We start from the raw sequence: 23,012 nt of genomic DNA, 5'->3' as shown, positions 1-23,012 counted from the left end.
CGACGGTTGAGGAGCGGTCTCTTTCCGTGGATCTTGTGCCCGGCAGCGGACCTTGGGGTTCAGACCGCGGAGGCCAGGCCACACGGCTCGGTCGACGCGGTCAGGCCACGCGGCTCGGCCGATGCGGTCAGGCCACGCGGTTCAGAACGAAGTTCGGCGGCCGGGCAACCCTGACCGCGCTGCCTCGCTAAGGTGGTCGGCATGGATGCGAGGGACCCGGAATCCGCTGATGAGTGGCCTCTTCCTCCAGCCTGGATGTGGGGCTGCGACAAGTGCACGGAGCTGTACAAGGCGATGAAGCGGGCCTCGGAGGCGGCCCAGGCCGCGCGGGAGGCCAGCGGGCCGCATGTGGACTGCGACCCCTTCGATACCGTCGTCACCTCCCAGTTGCGACTGGGCCAGCACATCGCCATCCAGCACCCCGAGGACGTGCCCGCCCGGGATCCGGAGTGCGCCAAGTGCACCGCCCCGGAAATGGAGCACATGCCCGAGCAACTCGTCCTCCAACACCGCGCCCGCCACCTGTTCATCCCCCCAAGCATCGTCGACCGTCTCTGAAGCCGGCCCCGACTCCGCCGCCCCACCGTGCCCCCCTCGGCGCGGACGAGCATGAACGGCGGGTGGCAGCCGTGCGCCGACGAAGCGGAACGTGCCGCTCAGGAGCTGACTCCGGTCCGATCAGCGGTGGTCAGCGAGGCGAGGACCCGGGCGAGGAGACGCTGTTCGTCGTCCGGAAGCCATCTGGCGGCATGGATCATGCGCAGCGCGGTGAGCAGCCGGAGATGGTCCTCTTCGGTACCGAGGTCCCCCAGACAGACGGGCAGGATCAGCCCTAGAGCCTTGAAGTCGCCACGTGCGCAGAACATGGCGAGCAGGTCCTTCAGGAGATCATCGGCGGCGGCAGGGACGGGAACGGCGCCTGTGGAGCGCAGGCCGTCGGCGATGGCGAACCGGGTCCAGTCGGCGTACTGCCCCGGCGGTACGTCATGAATGCGCCCGGCGGCCAGCTCGAAGTGCTCCCGCGCGTGATCGGAGGCTTCAAGATCCCGGTACGCCTGAGCCATGTTCAGGTGGAGGGAGGCGTAGAAGCCCTCGACCCGTGCGTCGGCCACCCGGTCCGCGCGGGTGAGGCACTCCTGGTTCCAGCGCAGGGTCTCTTGGGGAGTCGGCTGGTGCCGGGCGAGGTAATGGGCGGCGACACATGCCTCGTAGTCGTCCTGGGCGCTCTCCCACGCCTGCTGGAACAGAAGGCGGGCGTCGGCGTCCCGGTCTTCGGCCTCGGCCTGCATGCCTTGGGAACACAGCATGACAACAGGGTTGTCGGGGTCCATCGTCTCGCTTCCTCGCTTCCTCGTCGGTGGTCGTCGCCGTGGCCGTGGCCGTGGCCAGGCGAACGTCAGGTGGCGGCCGGGGCGTCGGCCCGGGCGTCCTGCACCGGCATGACCAAAGTGGTGAAACTGCCCTGGTCGGCGGAGCGGACCACGACCGGCCGGGTCGGCGACGAGATCTCCAGCAGCACGTCGGGTCCCACACCGGCATCGAGCGCCGCGAGCATCACCGCCGGGTCGAACGCGATACGCAGCGGCGCTCCCGTGCAGAGGGCGGGGAGCGAGGCATTGGCCGCGCCCCGGTCCACGAGCGGGGACTCGTGTGTGGACACGAGTGTGAGCCGCCGCGCTCCCGTTCCGTCTTCCGTCCCCTCTTCCGTCCCCTCTTCCGTCCGCAGCACGACGGGACCGGGTCCGCCCTCCCCGCTGACCACGAGCGCCGAGCGCAGAGCGGCCCGGTCCACGATGGCCCGGTGCTGGGCGGGTGGCAGGTCGTCCAGGATCAGCTGATAGTCGGGGAACGTCTCGTCGACGGTGAGCACAGCCCGTGTGTCCCACTCGCCGAGGAGCCGCGCGCCCCGCTCGTCCACCTCGAGAGTGACCTCGGGCAGTCGCAGGGCCCAGGCGGCGAGGTCCTTCATCTCCGAGGCGCCGACCAGTACCCGGCACGAGCCGCCCTCGACGGAGCTGGGACGCAGGGTGCGCACGGCCAGGCGGTAGCGGTCCGTGGCCACCAGACGCACTTCCTGGCCGTCGAGTTCGATCAGTACGCAGCCGAGGACGGGGAACTCCTCCCGCACAGAAGCGGGGGCCACCGCCGGTGCGACCTGCCGCACGGCGCTGGCCAACTCCGCGCCGCCGACGCGGGCATGGACACGGACACCGGCACGAGTGCGCAGCCGCTCGCCAGGCGCGCCTGTTCCCAACGCCCCCATGTCACGGAGGATCTCCTCGATCGCCGACTGAGCCGACGCCGCCGTCCGCCGCGTCCTTGCTGCGTGCTCCTCCAGTACGGCCAGCGCCTCCTCGTGACTGCCTTCGAGCACCGCCGACGCCTCGGTGAGCGGCATTCCGGCTTCGCGCAACCGCCGCACCAGGACCGCGCGTGCCTCCTGACCCGCTAGGTAGTAGCGGTAGCCCGTCGCCCCGTCCACGTAGGCGGGACGCAGCACGTCGCAGTCGTCGTAGAACCGCAGGGCACTCGGAGCCAGCCCCACCCGGCGCGCGAAGGCGCCGATACTCATCGGCGCGTCGGTGTCGTCCATGAACGCGATTGTCGGCGTTCAAGCGGCTTGAAGGTCAAACAGCCAGAAGGCCAAAGGTCGAAGCCGGGTCTGAGAACGGGGGCTGAGGATCATGCTTGAGGACCGACGCAGCGCGAATGCGGGCACTCAAGCCAATGGCCGCCGCGCCGCGCCGACGCGGACTCGGCGTCAAATCACCGACCTGACAACGGAGTTCACGCCGGGTCGGGTCAAGGTCGGAATGACTCTCGCGTCCGGCATCCCTGTGTGCTGAGCGATGCGGACAGGTACGCATCACGCCACAGCGCGCCGCCTGTAAGAGTGACCCCGACCCGGCGTCCACCCCGCGCGACAGCCGGGCCTTCCGGCTGCCCACGAGCCGAAGTCTCCGCTCCGGACAGGCAGAGAGGGGCCACCGGCAAACCGACGGCCCCTCACGACAGATGGCGGCGATGAGCTAATCGCCGTCCGGACGCGCAGGTTGATGCCGGGCGTACTGCCGCAGCACATACACCACACGCGTCACCGCGACCACTCCGGCCATCAAAGGACCTGTCACGAGCAGAGGTCCGTCGACAGCTGGAGGAAGCGTCCAAAGAGCTGCCGGGCCAGCCGTCACCGCGAGCACTACGGCCGCGAGAAGAACGGCGCTGACCAGCGCGTAGCCGATCTCCACCGTGATGGCGTCCCGCTCGCTCTGACTTCGGGTTCCTTTCCCCATGCTTCAACTATCGCAGCAACTCAGAACTCGCGCGGATAGGAGGCTCGATGGGGCAGCGCGGAAGCGGAAGAGCAACAAAGCCTGGTAATCATGGAGTTGCGGGACTCTGTGATCACCGGGAGACCTGTGTCTGCCTTGCCATCGGGGCTGACCGAACCCCTGTGGCAGTGGGTTACGGCATCGCCGCGAATGTCTCCCGGTGGTCGCGTGCCCACTGCTCGAAGGTGCCCGCCGGTCGGCCGAGCACTCGCGGCACGTGGTCGGTGACGTAGGCCGCACTGCCGGCGCGCGCCCAGCCGATGCCAGTCCTCATCCCGGCCGGCAACTGGTCGAGCGCATTCGTGTCGGTGATCTTGACCGGCCGTTCCAGCACGCGCTCCAGGATCGCCGCCTGGTCGGCGAACGTCAGCAGCTCTGGCCCGGTCAGGTCGTACCGTTGCCCGTCATGTGCATCGCTGGTCATGGCAGCGACGGCGACCGCTGCCACGTCCCTCGGGTCGACGATGGCCTGCCGGGAGTCGGCGACCAGGTTCGGGATCGGCTCTCCGGCCTGGATCAGCGCCCGGTACCACAAGAAGTTCGAGGCGAAGCTCGGCGGGCGGAGCATCGTCCACACGAGCCCGCCGGCCTCGATCGCCTCCTCCGCGGCGAGGTGCCACGCGCCAACGGTCGCCCCGTCGAACCGCTCACCGCTGCCAATGGCGGAGAGCTTGACGATCTTACGGACGCCCGCCGCCCGCGCGGCCGTGACCAGAGCGATGTCGTGGTCCGCGGTCGGCACGGGGGGCACGGTTACGAGGAAGACCGTGTCGATGTCGGTCACCGCACGGGCCAGCGACGCCGGGTCGTCGAAGTCTGCCCGCACCCCTCCGGGCCGCTCGCGGCGGGACATTGCCCGAAACGGCACGCCCCGTTCGGTGAGCAGACGGACGACGTGACTACCAATGGTGCCGGTGGCACCGGTAACAAGGATCATGTCCCGACGATCGCATCGCTCTCACACCGCCTGATAGGAAGTTTCGGCACTATCGTGGGCTGCGTGAACTCTCTCGTCGTGCCGCCTGCCCTTCTGCGTTGGGTGGCCGGGATCGATGTCGTTACGGCGGCTGGTTCGGCGGCGGTCGACGTACCCGATCACGCCACCACACTGCTCCTGCGCAGCGACAAGCGTGAGCTGATCGTCATGGGTCCGCGCACCCGGGCCGCCTATCACGTCGGCGCGTCCGGCCATTCGTGCGTGCGGGTTCGCATGCGGCCGGGTCGTGCCCAAGCCCTGCTCGGCCGTCCGCTGCGTGATCTCGCCGACCGGATCCTGCCGCTTCGCGAACTACCGGGCCTGGACGTCGACCAGCTCGCCGCCGATCCGATCGCCGCTCTCGAAGAAGCATGGGCCGATCGGCCGGAGCCCCAAGAGCGGCTCGAAGAGGCAGCACACCTACTGGCCGGCGCCACCGTCGCCACGACCGCGGCCCGGTTGCACATCAGTGAGCGTCGCCTGCACACCTTGTTCACCGCCGGCACCGGCTTGTCCCCCAAACACTTCGCACGCATCCACCGCGTCCGCACCGTGCTCGCGGCCGATGCCGGCCGGTGGTCGGACATCGCCGCGACGGCGGGCTACTACGACCAGTCCCACATGACCGCCGAGTTCCGCCACTTCATGGGCGTCCCGCCGGCCGCGTTCACCGCGGGGCAGCGTCCCGCCGCGACTTCGTGCACTGCCTGAGTTCCAAGACCGGCAAAGGAGGAGTCGCGGCGGCTTGTCGAAGATGGTCCGGTCGCTGATCCGCGTACGGGGGCGGCCCACCGGGTGGGTTGGACCGTAGGCGGGCCGCGAGTGGGAGCCGATGCGTCCGTCCCCTCGACGAACGACACGGCTACGTCGCCGGATCGGCGATGGCGGACTCGGAGGCTGCCCAAAGCCGCGCCGCGTTATCCGCGTTGAAGACGCGGGGGTCTGGCCGGATGGGGTTGCCGGGGCCGTAGAGGGCACCGTTGGTCAGCTCCTCGGTCGCTGCCACGGCGAGTCGCACCAGCCGTCGGGCTGACTTTTCCGGGCTGATCAGGAACGGCGCGTAGCGGTAGACGAAGCGCAGCGCCGTGTCGCGGCCGATGTCGGTCCGGACCAGGCCGGGGTGCAGGCTGAGGCTCAGGATGTCGGGCCAGCGCTGCGCTGCCTCCATCGCGAAGAGCACGTTGGCCGCTTTAGAGGTCTGGTAGGCGGCGATGCCGTTGTAACGCTGCCCGTCGCGGTCCAACTGATCCGGGTCGAGCCGCACATTGGGGCCGGGGCGCACCGAGGTGTTCACGATCCTGCTCCCGCGCAGCCTTTCCCGCAGCAGCTTGCTGAGCAGAAAGTGTCCCAGGTGGTTGGCCTGGATGGTGGCCTCGTGGCCGTCCACGGTGCGCCGGTAGGACATTGCGACCATGCCGGCGTTGTTCGCCAGCACGTCGATCTCCGGGTACGTGGACAGCAGGTGATCCGCGAGTGCCCGTACGTCGGCCAGTCGTTCGAAGTTGGCCTGGAACTGTCCCGGCTCGGCCCCGCGCCCGGCTGCCCGGACCCGATCGACGGCGACCGCCAGACGGCGCTCGTCACGGCCGACCTGGACGACCCGGTCACCCCGGGCGGCGAGCTGTTCCGCGGCGGCGAGTCCGATACCCGAGCTCGCACCAGTGATCACAATCGTGCGTGGTTCCGTCATGCCGGATGCTCCTCCGAGGTTCCGAGTCGTCATTGCGACACGACGTGAAGCGGGCCCCGCGGGTTCATCTGGGATCGAGAAACCGGGCGCGGCGTCCGGCGCCCCGCCCACGCTCGCCACTGCACGTTCCCCGTGCCACAGCTCTGCGACCTAGCCGTACGCCGACAGCGGCCCGTCATCGATGCCCTGTCGGGCGCTGCTTCGAGCCGGTCGAGGGCAGCCACGGCGAGGTTGGCCAGGCTGCGCTTGACGTGCGCCCATACCCCCTCGACGGAGTCGAGGTGAGGCGAGTAGGCGGGCAGCAGAAACTCCGTCAGCCACTCACGCTCGGCGATCAACTCACGCATCGCGTGGGAGACGTGGGTGTTCAGCCGGTCCCACATCAGCACGATCGGTGCCTTGACGGGCTGGTGGGTACCGTCGATCAGCGCGATGAAGTCACGCTCTCCCATGCTGCGACGCTTGCCCTTGCCCGAGGGGTGGATACGCAGACGGTGGCACCGCCGGGTCCGCCCATGCCGCGGTCCACACCTGGTCCTCCACCCAGCCGGGCGAGACCGGTTCTGCCCCCGGCTCAGGTGTCCCCGGGAGGCGGTGTCCCCGGAGGCGTTCACCACGTTAGAACAGCGCGTGCCGGTCGCGGCGCGTCCATGTGTCCGGCCGGGCCGAGCGGCTCGTCCGCGCCGGCTGGCCGACCGTACCTTGAGGAGAGACGGATGGACTACTACGACCTCGGCACCCACGCCCGCCCCGTGACGACGTCCTCCCCGTCCGCCCAGATGTGGTTCGACCGTGGGCTGGTCTGGGCGTACGCCTTCCATCATGAGGAAGCCCTCTCCTGCTTCGAAGAGGCCGCCGCGGCGGATCCGGACTGCGCGATGGCCTACTGGGGCATCGCCTTCGTCCTCGGTCCGAACTACAACAAGCCCTGGGATTCCTTCGACGACGAGGACCTGGCCCGGACCGTCGAACGCGCCCACCGGGCCGTCGAGCACGCCCACGAGAAGGCGGACGGTGCCGCTCCCGTCGAACAGGCCCTGATCCGAGCGCTGCGGGACCGGTATCCGCAGGCGGAACCGGTCGAGGACTGCTCGGTGTGGAACGAGGCCTACGCCGACAGCATGCGCGCCGTCCACGTCCTCGCTCCCGATGACCTCGACGTCACCACGCTCCATGCCGATGCGCAGATGAACCTCACGCCCTGGCAACTGTGGGACCTGCGGACCGGCCTGCCGACGGCAGGTGCCCGCACGCTGGTGGCCAAGGCAGCCCTGGAGCGGGCGCTCAGCACCGGGCCCGGCACGAAGCACCCCGGCCTTCTGCACATGTACATCCACCTCATGGAGATGTCCCCCACCCCCGAGGCGGCCCTGCCTGTCGCGGACCGGCTCCGCGGCCTCGTGCCCGACGCCGGCCACCTCCAGCACATGCCCACACACCTGGAGGTGCTGTGCGGCGACTACCGGCGTGTGGTGTCGGACAACACCAGCGCGATCGTCGCCGACGAGAAGTACCACGCGCGGGCCGGCGCGATGAATTTCTACACCCTGTACCGGTCGCACAACTACCACTTCAAGATCTACGGTGCGATGTTCCTCGGCCGGTCGGCGACCGCTCTGGAGACCGCCGCACAACTCGAGGCCTCCATCCCCGAGGAGCTGCTGAGGGTGCAGAGTCCGCCCATGGCCGACTGGCTGGAGAGCTTCCTCGCCATGCGGGTACACGTGCTCATCCGCTTCGGCCGATGGCCCGACATCCTGGAACTGCCCTGGCCCACCGACCCGCGGCTGTACTGCGTCACCACCGCGATGCTCCACTACGCCCGCGGCATCGCCTGCTCGTCCACCGGCCGGATCTCCGAGGCGGAGACCGAACGCGAACTGTTCCGGCAGGCCGTCTCCCGGATTCCCGGGACTCGCATGCTGTTCAACAACACCTGTGCCGACATCCTCGCGATCGCTTCGGCGATGCTCGACGGCGAACTGGAATACCGCAAGGGAAACCACGACGCCGCCTTCGCCGCGCTGGAGCGGTCGATCGCACTCGACGACAACCTTCCCTACGACGAACCGTGGGGATGGATGCAGCCCACCCGGCACGCGTACGGCGCCCTGCTCCTCGAACAGGGTCGCGTAGCGGAAGCGGAGGCCGTCTACCGGGCCGATCTGGGCCTCGACGACACGCTGCCGCGCGCCTCCCAACACCCCGGCAACGTATGGTCGTTGCACGGGTTCCACGAGTGTCTCCTGCGGCTGGGCAGATCAGGAGAAGCGCAGATCGTGGCCCAGCAACTGAAGCTCGCGGTCGCCGTGGCAGACGTACCGATCAAGGCATCCTGCTTCTGCCGGCTCGAAACCGTCACGGGCGCGGCGGAAGACGACTGTTGCTGAAGATCCGCGAACTGCGGCTGGAGACCCGTTACGAACAAACGAGCCATCAAGCCCGCAGTCATGCGGTCCGCCGGACAGGACCTGGGGCTTGTCCGGCTGATCGTGCGTGTCAGATGACGGTCGAGCGGGCCAGGCGGATGCTGGTGGTTGCCTCAGTGCTGAATCAGGCCGCCGACCGGGACCGGAGCAACGTGGCCGGTCGCTGGAAGGGTCTGAGACAGGGTCAGGCCGACGTCGACCAGCGATGACCGGTGCAGGCCGGCGACGTCGGGAAGCGAAGTCCAGACCGACTCGGCGATCTCGCCGTCCGGCTCAGGCCGGAGTTGGCCGCCGGTGATGCGGACCTGGTAGAAGATGCCGACATTCTGGTGTTCCGGTCCGCCGGGGATGGTGCGTTCAGCTGCGGGGATGATCCTTGAGTCCACGCCCAGCAGGCGTTCGACCACCGCCTCGCAGCCGGTCTCCTCAGCGACCTCCCGGATCACCGCGTCGAACGGATCCTCCGCGTGCTCGACCCTGCCACCCGGAAGCGTCCAGTTGGTCTCACCCTTCGGTGGTACGTGACAGGCGAGCAGCACCCGCCCGTCCTCGATGCACACGGCGTACGCCGCCAGCCGGAAACTCATCCCGATACCTCCCCACCGGACGCCGGCTCAACGTCCGAGATGAGTGCGTCGCCAGCTTTGATGGCCCGTCATCTGGGACTTGTTCAGTCCATTACGTTCGCAGCCGGATGTCGAAGGTTGCCATTGTCGCGGTGCCGAGGAAGACACAGCCGCGCTTGTCGTAGCGGGTGGCGACGGCCCGGTGCTGCTTCGGGCCTGGCGGCTGCCTACGTCAAGACCACGCACCCACGTTCCCGTAGGAGGCCGAGCACATGCGGCTGGGGCACCATGGTGTTCCAGCGCAGGTCGAGTTTCTCCAGCGAGGGCAGACCGGACAGCCAGTCCGGCAGTTCGCGAAGGTGATTGCTCCGTAGGTCGACGTTCCGGAGCAGCGGGAGCCCCGCCAAGGCTTCGGGGACTTCCGCGAGGGCGTTCTCCCGTAGATCGAGGTGACGCAGTTCGGCCAGACGGGAGACGGATTCGGGGAGCCCCGTCAGCGCGTTGCCCCGCAGCCACAGCTCGCGGAGTTGGCAGAGCTGACCGATGGTGTCGGGAAGTACGGTCAAACGACTGTGCTGGGCCCGGAATTCGACCAGTCCGGTCATGGCGCCAAGGGCGTCGGGAAGAATGGCGAGATGGTTCTCGCCGACGTTGAGGTAGCGAAGTCCGGTGAGCCGTCCCAGCGACCGCGGGAGCTCCGTCAGCTGATTGTCGTGCAGGTAGAGATACTCGGTGAGCGGCAGTTCGGCCAGCTCCTCCGGTATCGAATCGAGTGCGTTATGGCCCAGGTCCAGGGTGTGCACCTGCCGCAGCCGGCCGATCCGCGGCGATATCCGTGTCAATTCGTTGTCGGCGAGAATGAGCACTCGCAGCTCGGTCCGCTCCCACAGAGACTCCGGCAACTCCCCGAGCCCTTGCTTCCACAGATTCAGCGTCTCCGCCACCCCGCTTCGCCCCTCCCAGCCCATGCGGCCGTCTCGGCCGGCCCCGTCGACCGGATTCCGCCGCCGTAGCTTACGTTCACCGCTGTCGTCACCCGTTCGCGGTCGGGCATGTTCCGCCCGGCTGGCGGCACGAACCCGGCGACGACGGCATCGGCGTGCTCCGCCCACGGCGGGTCGACAGCACCGGCGGTGGCCTCCCGGATGTAGCCGTAGCTGTTTCCGTAGCCGTCCTGCGGAATGGGTAAATACCACCTCTAATTCCCCGTGACACCGGAAGCGGTGGCCTGTGGCCGGTAGCCGGTAGCCGGTAGCCGGTAGCCGGTAGCCGGTGGATTATCCGTCATTCGCACCCCTACCGCGAATCGAGAGACCCCTTGAATCGAAAGACCCCTTTGCGCCATCACGCGGGCAAGGCCATTCCACAAGAGGCGGGTATTCCGGGGAGATGGCACGCTGACTCGGAAGAACCTCCGCACCATGCGCACCACGCCCTGACGCGGGCCACCAGCTGGCGCCCACCACGCCCTGACCCGCACCACAACCTGACGCACGCGCGACCTGACGCACGCCACAGCATGAGGGCCCAGGGACACCTCCCTGGCACGCACACGCGCGAGCCCCCGGAGGGCCTGCCATGGCACATCCCACGCCCGGCACACCCGCTCCCGGCGCAACCGGCGGGGGCCCCGGCGCGTCCGCCGAGTCCCCCGCCGATGATCCTCAGCACCCGCCGCACCGATGGTGGGCACTGGCAGTGATCGGGCTCGCCCAGCTGATGGTGGTCCTGGACGTCACCATCGTCAACATCGCCCTCCCATCGGCACAGAAGGCCCTGGCTTTCTCGAACGGCGGGCGGCAATGGGTGATCACCGCCTACGCGCTCGCGTTCGGCAGCCTGCTGCTCCTCGGCGGGCGACTGGCTGACCTGGTCGGCCGCCGCAGAACCTTCATCACCGGCCTGATCGGGTTCGCCGTCGCCTCCGCGGTGGGCGGCGCGGCCCAGAGCTTCACGATGCTGGTCATCGCCCGCGCCTTCCAGGGCATGTTCGGCGCGATGCTTGCGCCGTCCGCCCTGTCGCTGCTGACCACCACCTTCACCGACCCCAGGGAGCGCTCCCGGGCGTTCGGGGTCTTCGGGGCGATCGCGGGCTCGGGCGGCGCGATCGGCCTGCTGTTGGGAGGGGTCCTCACCGAACACCTGAACTGGCGCTGGACGCTGTACGTGAACGACGTCGTCGCCATCTTCGGGGTGATCGGAGCACTCTGCTTCGTGCGCAGCCGTGTGCCGACCGAACGGCCCGGTCTGGATCTGCGCGGCACCGCGCTGGTGGCCGCCGGGCTCTTCTGCATCGTGTTCGGGTTCTCGAACGCGGAGACCCATGCCTGGCGGGACTGGTCGTGCTGGGTCTTCCTGATCGCCGGGGCGATGCTGCTGGCCCTGTTCGTGCTGTGGGAGACCAGAGCGGGACATCCGCTGCTGCCGCTGCGCGTCCTGCGTGATCGCAACCGATCCGCTTCCTACATCAGTGTGTTCATCGCGGGCGTCGGAATCTTCGGTGTCTTTCTGTTTCTGACGTACTACCTGCAACAGACACTGGGGTACACGCCGGTGAAGACCGGGCTGGCGTTCCTGCCGATGGTCGGCATGCTGATGCTGACGGCGCAGCTGTCGACGAATGTGCTGCTCCGCCGTATCGGGCCGAAGGCGGTCATCCCCGTCGGCATGGCGATGGCTGCGGCCAGCATGGTCTGGCTGACCGGCCTCGGCCTGCACAGCGCGTACGCGGCGCACGTCCTGCCGCCGCTGCTGGTCCTGGGCTGCGGGCTGGGCCTGGTGATGCCGACCGCGATGAGCCTGGCGACCCTCGGCGTCGCCGTGAACGACCAGGGCGTGGCCTCGGCGACCGTCAATACGATGCAGCAGGTCGGCGGGTCGATCGGGACCGCGCTGTTCAACACCATGGCGGCCGGCACGGTCGCCACCTACGCCAAGCACCACCTCGGCATGCCGAACGTCAAGGCCAAGGCGGCGGTCCACAGCTACGTGACCGTGTACTGGTGGGCTGCGTCGTTCTTCGCCGTCGGCATGGTCATCTCCGTGCTGCTCTACCGGCCCGGCCGCCCCTTGGACGACACCGCCACCGTCGGCCCCGAGAGCGGCCCCGGAGGCAGCTCCGGAAGCGGCTCCGACGGCAGCTCCGGAAGCGGCTCGGAGAACGGCCCCGGGCGCAACGCGGACTCCGCCAGGTAGGGAGCCTCAGCCCACCCGTCCGATGTCCCGCACCTCGATCGCGCCGTCATGCACGGCGTACCGCACCCAGCAGCACTGCCCGAACGCCTCACGCACCTCGGCGCCGACGATCTCCCGGACGTCGGGGTACCCGCGCGGGTTGTTCTGCACGCACTCCAGCAGCTCCAGCACCTCGAATCTGGCCTCGTCGTCCGGCAATCCGGCCAGCACCTCACGAGCCAGCCGCTCCATCACCACACCATGCATGGTGTCCCCCACTTTCTGATCGGCTCGGGACGACCGTAGGGATACGGGACACACAACGCGACCCCTGTCGACAACTCGCCACAAACGCGTAGCGGCTCCGTCGCATCCCAGCACACCCGCCGGGCCGTCCCCTCCGCCCTCAACGCAGGGTACGGAAGAATGAGCGGATGTCCTCGACAAGCAGGTCAGGCGCTTGCAGCGAGGCGAAATGACCACCGTCGTTGAGCTCTGACCAGTGCGTGACGCGGTGCGACAGCTCCGCCAGCCCCCGCACGGCACGGTCACCGCGGAACTTCGCCACACCCGTGGGCACGCCCGAGGAAGCGGGGCGTCCCCATCCGGCGGCGGCCATCTCGCGGTAGAGCCGGGCGGCGGAGCCCGCGGTGGAAGTGAGCCAGAAGGCGGACACGTTGGTCAGCACGGCGTCCCGGTCGACAGGCGTCTGCCATGTGCGGGTCGGATCGTGGTCGACGAACCACTCCAGGTTCCAGGCCAGTTGACCGGCAGGAGAGTCGTTGAGCGCGTACGCCACGGTCTGCGGGCGGGTGGACATCTGGGTGGCGTAACCGGAGTGCGCGTACCACCACTTCTGGTTCTCCCGCGCCTGTTCGCGCTCTTCCGCCGAGAGCAGCTCCAACTCCTCGGAACTCATGGCCATCGAGGCGCCGACCAGCGCGTTGACATGAACGCCGATGACGTGTTCCGGGGCGAGGCGGCCCAGTTCCGGCGAGACGAGCGAGCCGAAGTCCCCACCGTGCGCGCCGTACCGCTCATACCCGAGTCGCCGCATCAGCTCCGCCCAGACACGCGCGATGCGCTCGCTGCCCCAGCCCCGCTCCCGGGTGGGCCCGGAGAAGGGGAATCCGGGCACGGAGGGCGCCACCACGTGGAAGGCGACCGACGGGTCGCCGCCGTACGAACGCGGATGGGTCAACGGCCCGAAGATGCCGAGGAAGTCGTTGACGGTACTGGGCCAGCCGTGCGTCACGATCAGCGGAACGGCCTCCGGCTCCGGGGAGCGGAGGTGCAGAAAGTGCACGTTCTGCCCGTCGATGGTGGTGGTGAACTGCGGAATCTGGTTCAGCCGCGCTTCGTGGACCCGCCAGTCGTACCCGGTCGCCCAGTATTCGGCCAGCTCTTTGAGATACGGCAGCGCGACGCCGTAGTCCCACCCCGCCCCGGGCAGCTCGTCGGGCCAACGGGTCCGAAGAAGCCGGTCCCGCAAGTCGTCAAGTGCCGTCTGGGGAATCTCGACGGTGAAGGGGCTGATGTCCACGACGTGCTCCGATGCTGATCTCAATACTCGTGCGGCTCCGTCACAGCACGGTAGAGGCGCTTCCGGACACCAACTGTCCGCGACATCGGCCGGTGAGCCACGCTCGTCCCGGCCGTGGTTCGGAGAAACCGAACCGCAGCTTGGGCAGGTGCCCCTACTGCGCCAGGCCGCCACCCACGGTCGAATGGACGCAGTCACCGCCACCCACGCCCTTGGAGAAACATGCGTGTCGTCCGGACCCTGCTCACCTGCGTCCTCGCCACAGCCGTCGTCGTCGGAGCGACCACGATGCCCGCGGCAGCCGCCTCCGCCGGCACGGCGGACACCAACGCGACGGACACCAACGCGGGGCGTGAACGGCTCCGTAGACACCTGGAAGAGCTGACGCGCGCCGCCGCCGTCGGCGCGCAGGTGCGGGTGACGGACGACAGCGGCACGTGGAGAGCCAGGTCGGGCACGGCTCGCGGGGGCGGCACGGCACCCGTGCCTTGGGAGGGCCGCTTCCGTGCCGGGAGCATCACCAAGATGTTCACGGCGGTCACCCTGCTGCAATTGGCAGGTGAGGGCCGGGTGCCCCTGGATGATCCCCTGGCCCGCTACCTCCCCCGCGGGCTCGTGCCCGACGCCGGACGCATCACGGTGCGCATGGTCCTCCAGCACACCAGCGGCCTCCATGACCTCGCGCGTGATCTGCCGCAAGGAGAGGAGTTCGTCCGTACCCGTTTCCGGCACTACGACAAGGCGCCGCTCGTGCGCCAGGCAGCCGCCAAGCCCGCCGACTTCCCACCGGGTACGGACTACGCCTACTCGAACACCAATTACGTCATCGCCGGACTCCTCATCGAACGCATCACAGGCCGGTCGTACGCCGAGGAGGTGCGACGCCGTGTCATCGAGCCGCTGAACCTGCGGCACACCTCCGTGCCAGGCGACAGCGCCACCCTCCCCGGCCCGCACGCGCACGGCTATTCCCAGGTCAAGGGGTCCGGAACAGAGCGGGACGGAAGCCGAGACCGGCAGCCGGCCACGCGGCGCCATGTGGACATCACAAAGCTGAACCCGTCTTTCGCGAGTTCGGCCGGGGAGATCGTCTCCACCCCGGGCGACCTGGACAAGCTGCTCACCTCCCTCACCTCGGGAAAGCTGCTGAGCCAGGCGGAGTTGGCGGAGATGAACCGCACCGTCCCCACGGGAGAACCGGGCACCGAGTACGGGCTGGGGCTCAAGCAACGGCGGCTGAGTTGCGGGCGTACGGTCGTCGGACACACCGGCGGCATCCCCGGCTACGCGACCTTGGCCTTCACCACGCGCGACCGCTCTCGCCGGATGGTGCTGTCAGCCAACCTCGCCGATTGGCCCGCCGACCCCGGCATCGGAGCCCCCCTCGACAAGGTGCTGGAGGAGGCGATATGCGGCTGAGGGCGGAGTCACCCCCTGCTTAAGATCGCGCGTGCATACGACGGGGCGCCGAGCCCAGGAAGTTCGAGGTACGGACATGAAGACGATCGGGCTGATCGGCGGGATGAGCTGGGAGTCGACAGCGGAGTACTACCGGCTGCTGAACGAGCTGACGCGAGACCGCCTCGGCGGCCTCCACTCCGCCCAATGCGTGCTGTATTCCGTCGACTTCGCTCACATCGAGCAGCTTCAGGCCGAGGGACGCTGGACCGAGGCGGGCGAGGTCCTCGCAGCCGCCGCCCGCGCCGTGGAGGCCGCCGGTGCGGACATGGTGCTCCTGTGCACCAACACAATGCACAAGGTCGCCGATCAGGTCGCCGACGCCATGTCCGTCCCGCTGCTGCATCTGGCCGACGCCACCGCGGACGCCGTGTGTGCAGCGGGGCTGAGCCGCGTCGCTCTGCTGGGCACCGCGTTCACCATGGAGCAGGACTTCTACCGGGGGCGCCTCGCGGCTCACGGGCTGGAGGTCCTGGTGCCGGATGCGGCCGGGCGGGAGCTGGTGCATCGGGTGATCTACGAGGAACTGTGCCTCGGAATCGTCCGGGAGGAGTCCCGAGCCGCCTATCAGAGTGTCATCGAAGGACTCGTGGCCAAGGGGGCGGAGGGAGTGATCCTGGGCTGCACCGAGATCGAGTTGCTGATCCGTCCCGGGGACAGCCCCGTGCCGGTGTTCGCCACCGCACGGATCCACGCCGAAGCGGCCGTGGACGGCGCACTGGCCGACGAGGAGATTCACCCCGCAGGGCTGCGGTAGTGAGGCAGCCGCACAATTCACTGGGCCTCGACCAGCACGACCCGTCAGCGCCGGCGGGCGTTGAGCCGGGCGGCCTGGCGTGTCAGGTGGTCACGCTCGGCGAGGTTGGGTGCCTTGTGGGCCGCCTCGGCGTACAGCCGTGCCGCCGTCGCCAGGTCGCCGTCGCGCTCGTGGAGGTACGCCGCCACCGCGGCGTGGCGGGGAATGGGGTGTCCCCTGCTCGAAGAGCTCGGGGAGGAGGCGTCCAGCGCCGCGAGCGCCGCCAGGCCGGCGCGCGGTCCGTCGGCCTCCCCGACGGCGACCGCGCGGTTGAGCCGGACGACCGGGCTGTCGGTCAGGCGCGTGAGCTCGTCGTACCACTCGACGATCTGCACCCAGTCGGTCTCCTCGGCGGTGGGCGCGTCAGCGTGGAGTGCCGCGATGGCGGCCTGAGCCTGGAACTCGCCCAGCCGGTCGCGGGCGAGGGCCGCCTGAAGGATCCCGACGCCCTCGGCGATCAACGCAGTGTCCCACCGGCCGCGGTCCTGCTCGGCGAGCGGCACCAGGCTGCCGTCGGACGCGGTCCGGGCGGCACGCCGGGCGTGGTGGAGCAGCATGAGGGCGAGCAGCCCGGCCACCTCGGGGTGGTCGATGCGGGCCGCGAGCTGCCGGGTGAGCCGGATGGCCTCGGCGGCGAGGTCGACGTCGCCGGAGTAGCCCTCGTTGAAGACGAGGTAGAGGACGCGCAGCACGGTGGCGACGTCGCCGGGCCGGTCGAAGCGCACGCCGGAGACCGTGCGCTTGGCCCGGCTGATGCGCTGCGCCATGGTCGCCTCGGGCACCAGGTAGGCCTCGGCGATCTGGCGGGTGGTCAGCCCGCCGACGGCGCGCAGCGTGAGCGCGACCGCCGATGCCGGGGTCAGCGACGAGTGGGCGCACAGGAAGTAGAGCTGGAGCGTGTCGTCCACCGCGGGCGCCGGCCCGGGCGTCGGCTCCTCCTCGACGCGGTCCTCACGCCGGCGGCGGGCAGTGTCGGCACGCGTCGCGTCGAGGAACTTGCGCCAGGCCACGGTGACCAGCCAGCCCTTGGCATCCCGAATGGGGTCTTCCCCGCTCGAGCGAAGCCGAGAGTCCGGGGAAGGGCCGGCCGCCCAGACCCGGAGCGCCTCGACCAGAGCGTCCTGCACGGCGTCCTCGGCCGCCGCGAAGTTGGCTCCGCGGCGGACGAGGACGGTGAGCACGCTCGGCGTGAGGCTCCTGAGCAGGACCTCGTCCATCGGTGACGTCACTCCGTGATGGTGGGCGCCTCGGCCAGGAACGGGCGCACCTCCAGCCACTCGTGGATCGGCTTGCCGCCCGCCCCAGGGGCGGCCGACAGCTCCCCGGCCAGCTTGACGGCGCGCTCGTAGCTGTCGACGTCGATGATCATCCAGCCGGCGATGAGGTCCTTGGTCTCCGCGAACGGTCCGTCGGTGACCGGCGGGCGCCCCTCACCGTCGTAGCGGACCCACGCTCCCTCGGGGGCGAGCGCCTGGCCGTCGACGAACTCGCCTGTCTCCTCCAGCCGGGCCGCGAAGTCGTTCATGTACTGCACATGCGCCGAGATCTCCCCCGGGCTCCACTGGTCCATCGGCACGTCGTTGACCGAAGCCGGGGCGCCCCGGTAGTGCTTCAGCAGCAGGTACTTGGCCATGATGGTTCTCCTCGATGCTCGTGCGACCCATTGTGGTCGCGTTCACCCCGGGGACGGAGCCGATCGCCGGTTCTCGACATCGCCGTCAGATTTTTTTCGGCTCTCGTAGATGAGCCTGGGTGAGCCGTCTCGCAGTGTCCGGGTCCACGGCGTCGCGAGGGCGAGACGGAACAAGGCCTTCCAAGATCAGCAGCTACCGAGCAACTGAGTCAAGCGAAGGCCTCGCGTGTGTCACCGTACGTGTGGTCCTGGCGCGTCACGTGTGGTCCTGGTGCGTCACGTGTGGTCCTGGTGCGTCACGTGTGGTCCTGGCGCGTCGTGGTCCCCTCGCGCCGATGGACTGTTCGCGGGGTGGTCGCGCGGAGCTGGCGCTGCCCCGAGCCCTCGTGTCGCCGGGGGACCTGGACCGAGGAACACGACCTCGCGCCGCCGCGGGCCAAGCTCACCGGCCGGGCGGTGATGGGATCCCCTACTCGATCCCCCGCTCGAACGGAGCCGGAAGAGCCCGGCCACGAACCGCTCTCCCCTGCGGGCCCCGCACCGTCGCCGGGCCGTCGTGGCACGCGCAGCGGAAAACAGCGTGGCCGCGGCCTCAAGGCCGCGGCCACACCAAGCTCAGCACGGGGTGCTCAGGACTCCACCGGTGCTCAGGACTCCATCGGTCGGAAGGGGTCATTGTTCGCCACACCGCTTCCGGGCACCGTCGGCGCGGTCGGCGTGTGGTGCATGGGCGGCGGGAGCAGCGAGGGCATGTTCTCGGCCGAGATCGGGTCGGCAGCGGGTGCCGGGGTCACCGCAGGGGCGGGGACCGCCTCCACGGGGGGCTGCGGGGGAAGCGCGCGGACGGTGAAGCCGAGGCGCGTCAGCGCTCGCATCACCTCACCGGCACTGAAGTCGCGACGGTCCTGCCGGGTGATCAACTCCCCGACCTGCATGACGGGGTAGGTACGGCGGCCGATGATCACGGAAGCACCGGTGACGGGTTCCGGTTTGACCCCCTTCATCTTCTGCTGAACTTCACTGGCGAACAGGTCGAAGGGGAAGTGGGCGATGACACAGCGCACAGAGTCTCCTCGGGTTGGCGAAAGGCCGGAGGGATCACCGGCCCGGGAGCGGGTCAGTACTGATCAGTGGGAGAGGGCGAGAACGCCCAGGGCGTAGCCGTCCGGGTCGATCACGGGTGAGGTGCCGAGTTCCCTGGCACGCATCGCGCGTTCCGCTTCGTGGACCGAGGTGGCCGCCGCGATGAACGGGCCCCGGTCGTGAGCGATGTCATGCAGGCGGGTGCGGTCGGTGTACCAGGTGCCGCTGCGGTGGGCGGCGAGCTGAGCGGCGGTCACCAGGCCGGTGCAGCGGCCGTCCTCGTCACGGATGAGAAGGTGCGCGGCGCGCGCGCTGCTGAGAACGGAGAGCGCCACGTCGACGCTCATGTCACCGTGGGCCTGCGGTCCGGGTGTGGTCATGGCGTCGGCGGCGGTGGGCCCGGGGCAGCCTGCCTGCCGGGGCTGCGTCAATGTCTGAGTCAAAAGGCACCTTTCAGGCTGGGTGAGCCACGGTACTGGGCCTGGGGCCCGAGGGCCGGCTCCCGGGCCCGGCGGGCGGATCAGGCCGCGCCCTTGAAGGGGCGGCGGCCGTTGGGTGCCCGGCGGCGCCGGTTCTGCCCCGACGAGGAGCCTCGCGGGCCGCTCTCGGCGGGGGGCGGGGTGACGACGACGGGGATACCCGAGGGGGCCTGCGCACCGGTGATACGGCTCAGCTCGGCGCTGCCGGAGTGGACCTGGGTAGTCTGCGGGGTGATGCCCGCGCTGGCCAGCATCCGCGTCATGCCGCGCCGCTGCTCGGGCAGGACGAGGGTGACGACGGTGCCGGACTTGCCGGCGCGGGCGGTACGGCCGCCCCGGTGCAGGTAGTCCTTGTGATCGCTCGGCGGGTCGATGTTGACGACGAGGTCGAGGTCGGCGACGTGGATGCCACGGGCCGCGACGTTGGTGGCGACCAGCACCGTGGCGTGCCCGTTCTTGAACTGGTTGAGGGTGCGCGTGCGCTGGGGCTGGGACTTGCCGCCGTGCAGCGCCGCCGCCCGCACACCGCTCTTGAGCAGCCCTTGGGTGAGCCGGTCGACGGCGTGCTTGGTGTCCAGGAACATGAGCACCCGGCCGTCGCGGGCCGCGATCTCGGTCGCGGTGTCGTGCTTGTCGGCGCCGCGCACGTACAGCAGGTGGTGCTCCATCGTGGTGACCGCGCCCGCAGAGGGGTCGACGGAGTGGACCACGGGGTCGTGGAGATAGCGGCGGACCAGGCTGTCGACGTTGCGGTCCAGCGTGGCGGAGAACAGCATCCGCTGGCCTCCGGGGTCCACCATGTCCAGCAGCTCGGTGACCTGGGGCATGAAGCCCATGTCGGCCATCTGATCGGCCTCGTCCAGCACCGTCACGGCCACCCCGTCCAGTCGGCAGTCGCCGCGTCCCACCAGGTCCTTGAGCCGTCCCGGGGTCGCGACGACGACCTCGGCGCCGCCGCGCAGCGCCGACGCCTGGCGGCCGATGGACATGCCGCCGACCACGGTGGCCATGCGCAGCCTGACCGAGCGGGCGTAGGGGGTGAGCGCGTCGGTGACCTGCTGGGCCAGCTCCCGGGTGGGGACCAGCACCATGGCCAGCGGGCTGCGCGGCTCGGCGCGCTGTCCGGCCGTACGGGCCAGCAGCGCCAGTCCGAAGGCGAGGGTCTTCCCGGAGCCGGTACGTCCCCGGCCCAGCACGTCGCGGCCGGCGAGCGAGTTCGGCAAGGTGGCGGACTGGATCGGGAACGGCGTTGCCATGCCGAGGCCCGTGAGTGTCTTCAGCAGCGGCGCGGGCAGCTCCAACTCGTCGAACGCCTCGACGGCGGGCAGCGCGGGGGTGTGGGTGACCGGCGGCGCGAACTCTCCCTGAAGAGGCGTGGACCGACGTCCGCCCCAGCCGTTGGAGCGTCCTGAGCCGCCGGACGGACGGCTGCCGGAGGTCTGCGAGCGGGCGCCGTGGCGCGATCCGGCGGAGTCGCCCGTACGGGGCCGCCCGGCGCGTCCATTGGTGCGAGTAGTGCGGTTCATTGAGATAGAACCTTCCTCGATTCGGCACGTATCGAGGAAGTCCCACACGGCTTTGACAGCACGAATTGGGGTAATCGCAAGAACGAGCCAAGAAATGAGACGAGAAAACGGTCCGGCAGTTCATGGACAGGCGGCGTGGAGAATTCACGCGCCGCAATTCCATGGGCACTGTTGAGTCCGGGTCCCGCCCTCATCGTGGGGGTGGTGCGTCACGGCCTCCGGCCCTGTGGGCCCGCGAACGGCGGTGACATCAACCAAAAAGCAACGAGCTGGGGCCCGCATCCCGAGTCAGGGTGCGGGCCCCAGCTACGCCCTACGCGTCGGCGTCAGGCGGGAACGATGTTCTCCGCCTGCGGGCCCTTCTGGCCCTGCGTGACGTCGAAGCTCACCTTCTGGCCTTCCTGAAGCTCACGGAAGCCGGTGGCGTTGATGTTCGAGTAGTGAGCGAAGACGTCGGCGCCGCCGCCCTCCTGCTCGATGAAGCCGAAGCCCTTTTCCGCGTTGAACCACTTCACGGTGCCTGTAGCCATGACATATCCCCTTCGGGTGTTTCTCGGAATCTGCACTGTGCCGACTCCGCGCGTCGCCGCGATGATTGCCCCGTCCGGAGAAAATGCCGGAGTACAAAATTGCCCCCACGGCGATTTCGCCGTGTGAACATTTGAAGTCTTTGGGAACCACAACTGCAACTGCCGTCGAGCCTAACACGGTGGGACCGGTATTACGCAAGAGATGGCGCCGACGCGTAAAACGGTAACAATAAACCTGCCGCCCGGCGGAAAATTCTGTAGTTGTGGCAAGAGAAATTCAGTAGCGGAGCGTCCCGATCCGCTCCGGAGAGCAAGGGGCACAAGGCCTGGCTCCGGCCGGGCGCCCACACGGCGCTCCGGCGCCCTTACAGGGCGGGCGCGTACGTGGGGAGCGTGAGCGCCGAGTTGACCGCCCGCCCCTCGTCACCACTGGGCAGCGACGAGGAGGCGCGCAGCGCCGCGTTGCGCCGCGCCAGCTCCTCGGCCGTACGCGGGGCGACGCTGACCCCTCCCTTGCCCGCGAGCGCCTGGTTCAGTTCCACGAACCCGCGCGCGCCGTGCTCGTACGCCGCGAAGGCCGAGCGGTGGTCGGGGTTGGTGGCCAGTTCACCGGCGAGAACATAGGCACCGACGAGCGCGATGCTGGAGCCCTGCCCGGAGAAGAACGAGGGCGCGTGGGCTGCGTCGCCGACGAGGGCGACCCGGCCCTGGGACCACCGAGGCATATGTATCTGGCTGGCGACGTCGAAGAACAGGTCGTCGGCGGCGTGCATGGCGGCGACCATGCGCGGGATCTCCCACTGTTCCCCGGCGAAGACCGAGGCGACGAGATCCCGCTGCGCGCCGGGGTTCCGGAACGCCTCGAAGGGGGGCTCGGGACGGGTGAAGACCAAGAAGGCGTGCACCTGCTCGGCGTCCCCCGAGGCGTAGAGGGCCGCGGCCTTGCCCGGGACGTTCCAGAGCAGGGCTTCGTGCGAGAGCCCGAAGTGGTTCGGCATCGTGAAGCCGGCGAAGCAGTAGCCGAGGTAGCGGTGGTACTGCTCCTCGGGACCGAGGACGAGGCCCCTGGTGTGGGAGTGGAGTCCGTCGGCGCCGACGACGAGGTCGAAGGTGCGCTGCGCCCCGCCGCGGAAGACCACGTCCACGCCGCCTTCGTGGTCATGGAGGGTGGCGATGGAGTCGCCGAAGAGGAACTCGACCTCGTCGCGCACGGCTTCGTGAAGCAGGTCGGCCAGGTCCCCCCGGCCCACTTCCACGTCACGGCCTTCCACTCCCCCGGTGAGCACCTCGGGCCTGATGGAACCCAGGGCTGCGCCGTCGGCCCCCACGAAGGAGATCCTGCGGCTGTCGATGTGGGCGGCGCGGAGCTGGGGCAGCGCGCCCATCCGGTCGATGACGTCCAGCGCCGTGCCGCGGACGTCGATGGGGTACCCACCGCCGCGCACCGCGCTCGCCTTCTCCACGACGGTGACCTCGAAGCCGTACCGCTGGAGCCAGTAGGCCAGCGCGGGCCCCGCGATGCTGGCACCGGAGATGAGGACCTTCCGCTTCGACGACCTGTTCGGCGACCTGCTCATGAGCGCTCTCCTCTCGGACGGGCCGCAGAGTCGTTATCTGCGTACCTTAGGTACCTTTATTGGCGGCGCGGCAAGCCCCTGGCGAAGCCGCGCCAGGGCAAACTATATACCTAACTTAGCTATCTAAAAAGGAGAGGCGATGGACGCCCCGCAGCGGGAGCCAGAGCCGGCGCCGGAGTCGACTGCCGGAGAGAGCGTGGAAGAGGCCGCCGGCCGGGGA

General features: G+C 69.3%; 22 protein-coding genes and 1 pseudogene. 6 read left to right on the top strand and 17 right to left on the bottom strand.

The features are described from left to right. The first annotated feature begins 201 nt into the window (after nt 1-201). On the top strand, nt 202-558 hold the full coding sequence (locus OHB04_RS35095) for a hypothetical protein (RefSeq protein ID WP_326691666.1): 357 nt from the start codon (nt 202-204) through the stop codon (nt 556-558). A 98-nt stretch (nt 559-656) separates the two neighbouring features. Here the strand turns inward: OHB04_RS35095 and OHB04_RS35090 are convergent, their stop codons facing one another. From OHB04_RS35090 to OHB04_RS35075, 4 genes are all read right to left on the bottom strand, one after another. Then, nucleotides 657-1,307 (bottom strand): hypothetical protein, encoded by a 651-nt coding sequence (locus OHB04_RS35090; protein ID WP_326691665.1) that lies wholly within the window; start codon nt 1,305-1,307, stop codon nt 657-659. A gap of 89 nt (nt 1,308-1,396) precedes the next feature. Beyond that, entirely contained in the window at nt 1,397-2,593 is a 1,197-nt protein-coding gene (locus OHB04_RS35085) for a DNA polymerase III subunit beta family protein (protein ID WP_326691664.1), read from the bottom strand. Between the two features lie 436 nt (nt 2,594-3,029). Continuing rightward, nucleotides 3,030-3,293: a DUF6332 family protein gene (locus tag OHB04_RS35080; protein ID WP_326691663.1), complete on the bottom strand. Its 264-nt coding sequence runs from the start codon at nt 3,291-3,293 to the stop codon at nt 3,030-3,032. 172 nt (nt 3,294-3,465) lie between these two features. Then, complete coding sequence (locus tag OHB04_RS35075) at nt 3,466-4,269, bottom strand: NAD(P)H-binding protein (protein WP_326691662.1); 804 nt, start codon at nt 4,267-4,269, stop codon at nt 3,466-3,468. Between OHB04_RS35075 and OHB04_RS35070 the strand changes: the two genes are divergently transcribed. Further along, complete coding sequence (locus OHB04_RS35070) at nt 4,228-5,019, top strand: helix-turn-helix domain-containing protein (protein ID WP_326691661.1); 792 nt, start codon at nt 4,228-4,230, stop codon at nt 5,017-5,019. The two genes, OHB04_RS35075 and OHB04_RS35070, sit on opposite strands and share 42 nt — an antisense overlap. A gap of 151 nt (nt 5,020-5,170) precedes the next feature. Here OHB04_RS35070 and OHB04_RS35065 read toward each other — a convergent pair whose 3' ends face one another. Continuing rightward, complete coding sequence (locus OHB04_RS35065; protein WP_326809032.1) at nt 5,171-5,998, bottom strand: SDR family NAD(P)-dependent oxidoreductase; 828 nt, start codon at nt 5,996-5,998, stop codon at nt 5,171-5,173. Between the two features lie 200 nt (nt 5,999-6,198). After that, nucleotides 6,199-6,510, bottom strand: a pseudogene (locus tag OHB04_RS42005) (transposase); the annotation flags it as partial. 204 nt (nt 6,511-6,714) lie between these two features. Between OHB04_RS42005 and OHB04_RS35055 the strand changes: the two are divergent. Next, entirely contained in the window at nt 6,715-8,388 is a 1,674-nt protein-coding gene (locus OHB04_RS35055; protein ID WP_326809030.1) for a tetratricopeptide repeat protein, read from the top strand. A gap of 152 nt (nt 8,389-8,540) precedes the next feature. Here the strand turns inward: OHB04_RS35055 and OHB04_RS35050 are convergent, their stop codons facing one another. Together OHB04_RS35050 and OHB04_RS35045 are read right to left on the bottom strand one after the other, a co-directional pair. Beyond that, entirely contained in the window at nt 8,541-9,014 is a 474-nt protein-coding gene (locus OHB04_RS35050) for an NUDIX hydrolase (RefSeq protein ID WP_326809029.1), read from the bottom strand. A gap of 206 nt (nt 9,015-9,220) precedes the next feature. Beyond that, nucleotides 9,221-9,937 (bottom strand): leucine-rich repeat domain-containing protein, encoded by a 717-nt coding sequence (locus OHB04_RS35045; protein ID WP_326809028.1) that lies wholly within the window; start codon nt 9,935-9,937, stop codon nt 9,221-9,223. 634 nt (nt 9,938-10,571) lie between these two features. Here OHB04_RS35045 and OHB04_RS35040 point away from each other — a divergent pair. Then, nucleotides 10,572-12,188 carry a DHA2 family efflux MFS transporter permease subunit gene (locus tag OHB04_RS35040; RefSeq protein WP_326691654.1) on the top strand — a complete coding sequence of 539 codons (1,617 nt, stop codon included), beginning with the start codon at nt 10,572-10,574 and terminating at the stop codon, nt 12,186-12,188. A 6-nt stretch (nt 12,189-12,194) separates the two neighbouring features. On the opposite strand, the gene OHB04_RS35035 is transcribed toward OHB04_RS35040, so the two are convergent. Both OHB04_RS35035 and OHB04_RS35030 read right to left on the bottom strand, forming a co-directional pair. Then, nucleotides 12,195-12,434 carry a hypothetical protein gene (locus tag OHB04_RS35035; RefSeq protein ID WP_326691653.1) on the bottom strand — a complete coding sequence of 80 codons (240 nt, stop codon included), beginning with the start codon at nt 12,432-12,434 and terminating at the stop codon, nt 12,195-12,197. Between the two features lie 139 nt (nt 12,435-12,573). Beyond that, nucleotides 12,574-13,734 (bottom strand): epoxide hydrolase family protein, encoded by a 1,161-nt coding sequence (locus OHB04_RS35030; RefSeq protein WP_326691652.1) that lies wholly within the window; start codon nt 13,732-13,734, stop codon nt 12,574-12,576. Between the two features lie 198 nt (nt 13,735-13,932). On the opposite strand from OHB04_RS35030, the gene OHB04_RS35025 reads away from it, so the two are divergent. Both OHB04_RS35025 and OHB04_RS35020 read left to right on the top strand, forming a co-directional pair. After that, complete coding sequence (locus OHB04_RS35025) at nt 13,933-15,129, top strand: serine hydrolase domain-containing protein (RefSeq protein WP_326809027.1); 1,197 nt, start codon at nt 13,933-13,935, stop codon at nt 15,127-15,129. Nucleotides 15,130-15,205: 76 nt separating this feature from the next. Further along, nucleotides 15,206-15,925, top strand: coding sequence for an aspartate/glutamate racemase family protein (locus tag OHB04_RS35020; protein ID WP_326691650.1), 720 nt, complete (start codon nt 15,206-15,208; stop codon nt 15,923-15,925). A 44-nt stretch (nt 15,926-15,969) separates the two neighbouring features. Here OHB04_RS35020 and OHB04_RS35015 read toward each other — a convergent pair whose 3' ends face one another. From OHB04_RS35015 to OHB04_RS34985, 7 genes are all read right to left on the bottom strand, one after another. Beyond that, nucleotides 15,970-17,181, bottom strand: coding sequence for an RNA polymerase sigma factor (locus tag OHB04_RS35015; protein ID WP_326809579.1), 1,212 nt, complete (start codon nt 17,179-17,181; stop codon nt 15,970-15,972). A gap of 8 nt (nt 17,182-17,189) precedes the next feature. Next, nucleotides 17,190-17,597 (bottom strand): YciI family protein, encoded by a 408-nt coding sequence (locus OHB04_RS35010; RefSeq protein WP_326691649.1) that lies wholly within the window; start codon nt 17,595-17,597, stop codon nt 17,190-17,192. Nucleotides 17,598-18,244: 647 nt separating this feature from the next. Continuing rightward, a complete protein-coding gene (locus OHB04_RS35005) occupies nt 18,245-18,661 on the bottom strand; it encodes an SCO5918 family protein (protein ID WP_326691648.1) in 417 nt (138 codons plus the stop codon). Nucleotides 18,662-18,724: 63 nt separating this feature from the next. Then, nucleotides 18,725-19,123 carry a CBS domain-containing protein gene (locus OHB04_RS35000; protein ID WP_405803015.1) on the bottom strand — a complete coding sequence of 133 codons (399 nt, stop codon included), beginning with the start codon at nt 19,121-19,123 and terminating at the stop codon, nt 18,725-18,727. A gap of 77 nt (nt 19,124-19,200) precedes the next feature. Next, the gene (locus tag OHB04_RS34995) at nt 19,201-20,685 is read right to left on the bottom strand and encodes a DEAD/DEAH box helicase (RefSeq protein ID WP_405803016.1); all 1,485 of its coding nucleotides are present in this window, start codon (nt 20,683-20,685) and stop codon (nt 19,201-19,203) included. 326 nt (nt 20,686-21,011) lie between these two features. Beyond that, nucleotides 21,012-21,215, bottom strand: coding sequence for a cold-shock protein (locus OHB04_RS34990; RefSeq protein ID WP_326691647.1), 204 nt, complete (start codon nt 21,213-21,215; stop codon nt 21,012-21,014). 365 nt (nt 21,216-21,580) lie between these two features. Further along, entirely contained in the window at nt 21,581-22,792 is a 1,212-nt protein-coding gene (locus OHB04_RS34985) for an FAD-dependent monooxygenase (protein WP_326691646.1), read from the bottom strand. Between the last annotated feature and the right edge of the window lie 220 nt (nt 22,793-23,012).

Origin of the sequence: Streptomyces sp. NBC_01775, from assembly GCF_035917675.1 — a bacterium.
Classification (GTDB): Bacteria; Actinomycetota; Actinomycetes; order Streptomycetales; family Streptomycetaceae; genus Streptomyces.
This window is presented reverse-complemented; position numbering and strand designations above follow the sequence as displayed.

Excerpts from the sequence above, each read along its gene's own strand:
- OHB04_RS35085 (WP_326691664.1), bottom strand. The coding sequence starts at position 2,593 with ATGGACGACACCGACGCGCCGATGAGTATCGGCGCCTTCGCGCGCCGG.
- OHB04_RS35050 (WP_326809029.1), bottom strand. The coding sequence starts at position 9,014 with ATGAGTTTCCGGCTGGCGGCGTACGCCGTGTGCATCGAGGACGGGCGG.
- OHB04_RS35080 (WP_326691663.1), bottom strand. The coding sequence starts at position 3,293 with ATGGGGAAAGGAACCCGAAGTCAGAGCGAGCGGGACGCCATCACGGTG.
- OHB04_RS35095 (WP_326691666.1), top strand. The coding sequence starts at position 202 with ATGGATGCGAGGGACCCGGAATCCGCTGATGAGTGGCCTCTTCCTCCA.
- OHB04_RS34990 (WP_326691647.1), bottom strand. The coding sequence starts at position 21,215 with ATGGCTACAGGCACCGTGAAGTGGTTCAACGCGGAAAAGGGCTTCGGC.
- OHB04_RS35065 (WP_326809032.1), bottom strand. The coding sequence starts at position 5,998 with ATGACGGAACCACGCACGATTGTGATCACTGGTGCGAGCTCGGGTATC.
- OHB04_RS35055 (WP_326809030.1), top strand. The coding sequence starts at position 6,715 with ATGGACTACTACGACCTCGGCACCCACGCCCGCCCCGTGACGACGTCC.
- OHB04_RS35090 (WP_326691665.1), bottom strand. The coding sequence starts at position 1,307 with ATGCTGTGTTCCCAAGGCATGCAGGCCGAGGCCGAAGACCGGGACGCC.
- OHB04_RS34985 (WP_326691646.1), bottom strand. The coding sequence starts at position 22,792 with ATGAGCAGGTCGCCGAACAGGTCGTCGAAGCGGAAGGTCCTCATCTCC.
- OHB04_RS34995 (WP_405803016.1), bottom strand. The coding sequence starts at position 20,685 with ATGAACCGCACTACTCGCACCAATGGACGCGCCGGGCGGCCCCGTACG.
- OHB04_RS35010 (WP_326691649.1), bottom strand. The coding sequence starts at position 17,597 with ATGGCCAAGTACCTGCTGCTGAAGCACTACCGGGGCGCCCCGGCTTCG.
- OHB04_RS35025 (WP_326809027.1), top strand. The coding sequence starts at position 13,933 with ATGCGTGTCGTCCGGACCCTGCTCACCTGCGTCCTCGCCACAGCCGTC.
- OHB04_RS35020 (WP_326691650.1), top strand. The coding sequence starts at position 15,206 with ATGAAGACGATCGGGCTGATCGGCGGGATGAGCTGGGAGTCGACAGCG.
- OHB04_RS35015 (WP_326809579.1), bottom strand. The coding sequence starts at position 17,181 with ATGGACGAGGTCCTGCTCAGGAGCCTCACGCCGAGCGTGCTCACCGTC.
- OHB04_RS35075 (WP_326691662.1), bottom strand. The coding sequence starts at position 4,269 with ATGATCCTTGTTACCGGTGCCACCGGCACCATTGGTAGTCACGTCGTC.
- OHB04_RS35040 (WP_326691654.1), top strand. The coding sequence starts at position 10,572 with ATGGCACATCCCACGCCCGGCACACCCGCTCCCGGCGCAACCGGCGGG.
- OHB04_RS35035 (WP_326691653.1), bottom strand. The coding sequence starts at position 12,434 with ATGCATGGTGTGGTGATGGAGCGGCTGGCTCGTGAGGTGCTGGCCGGA.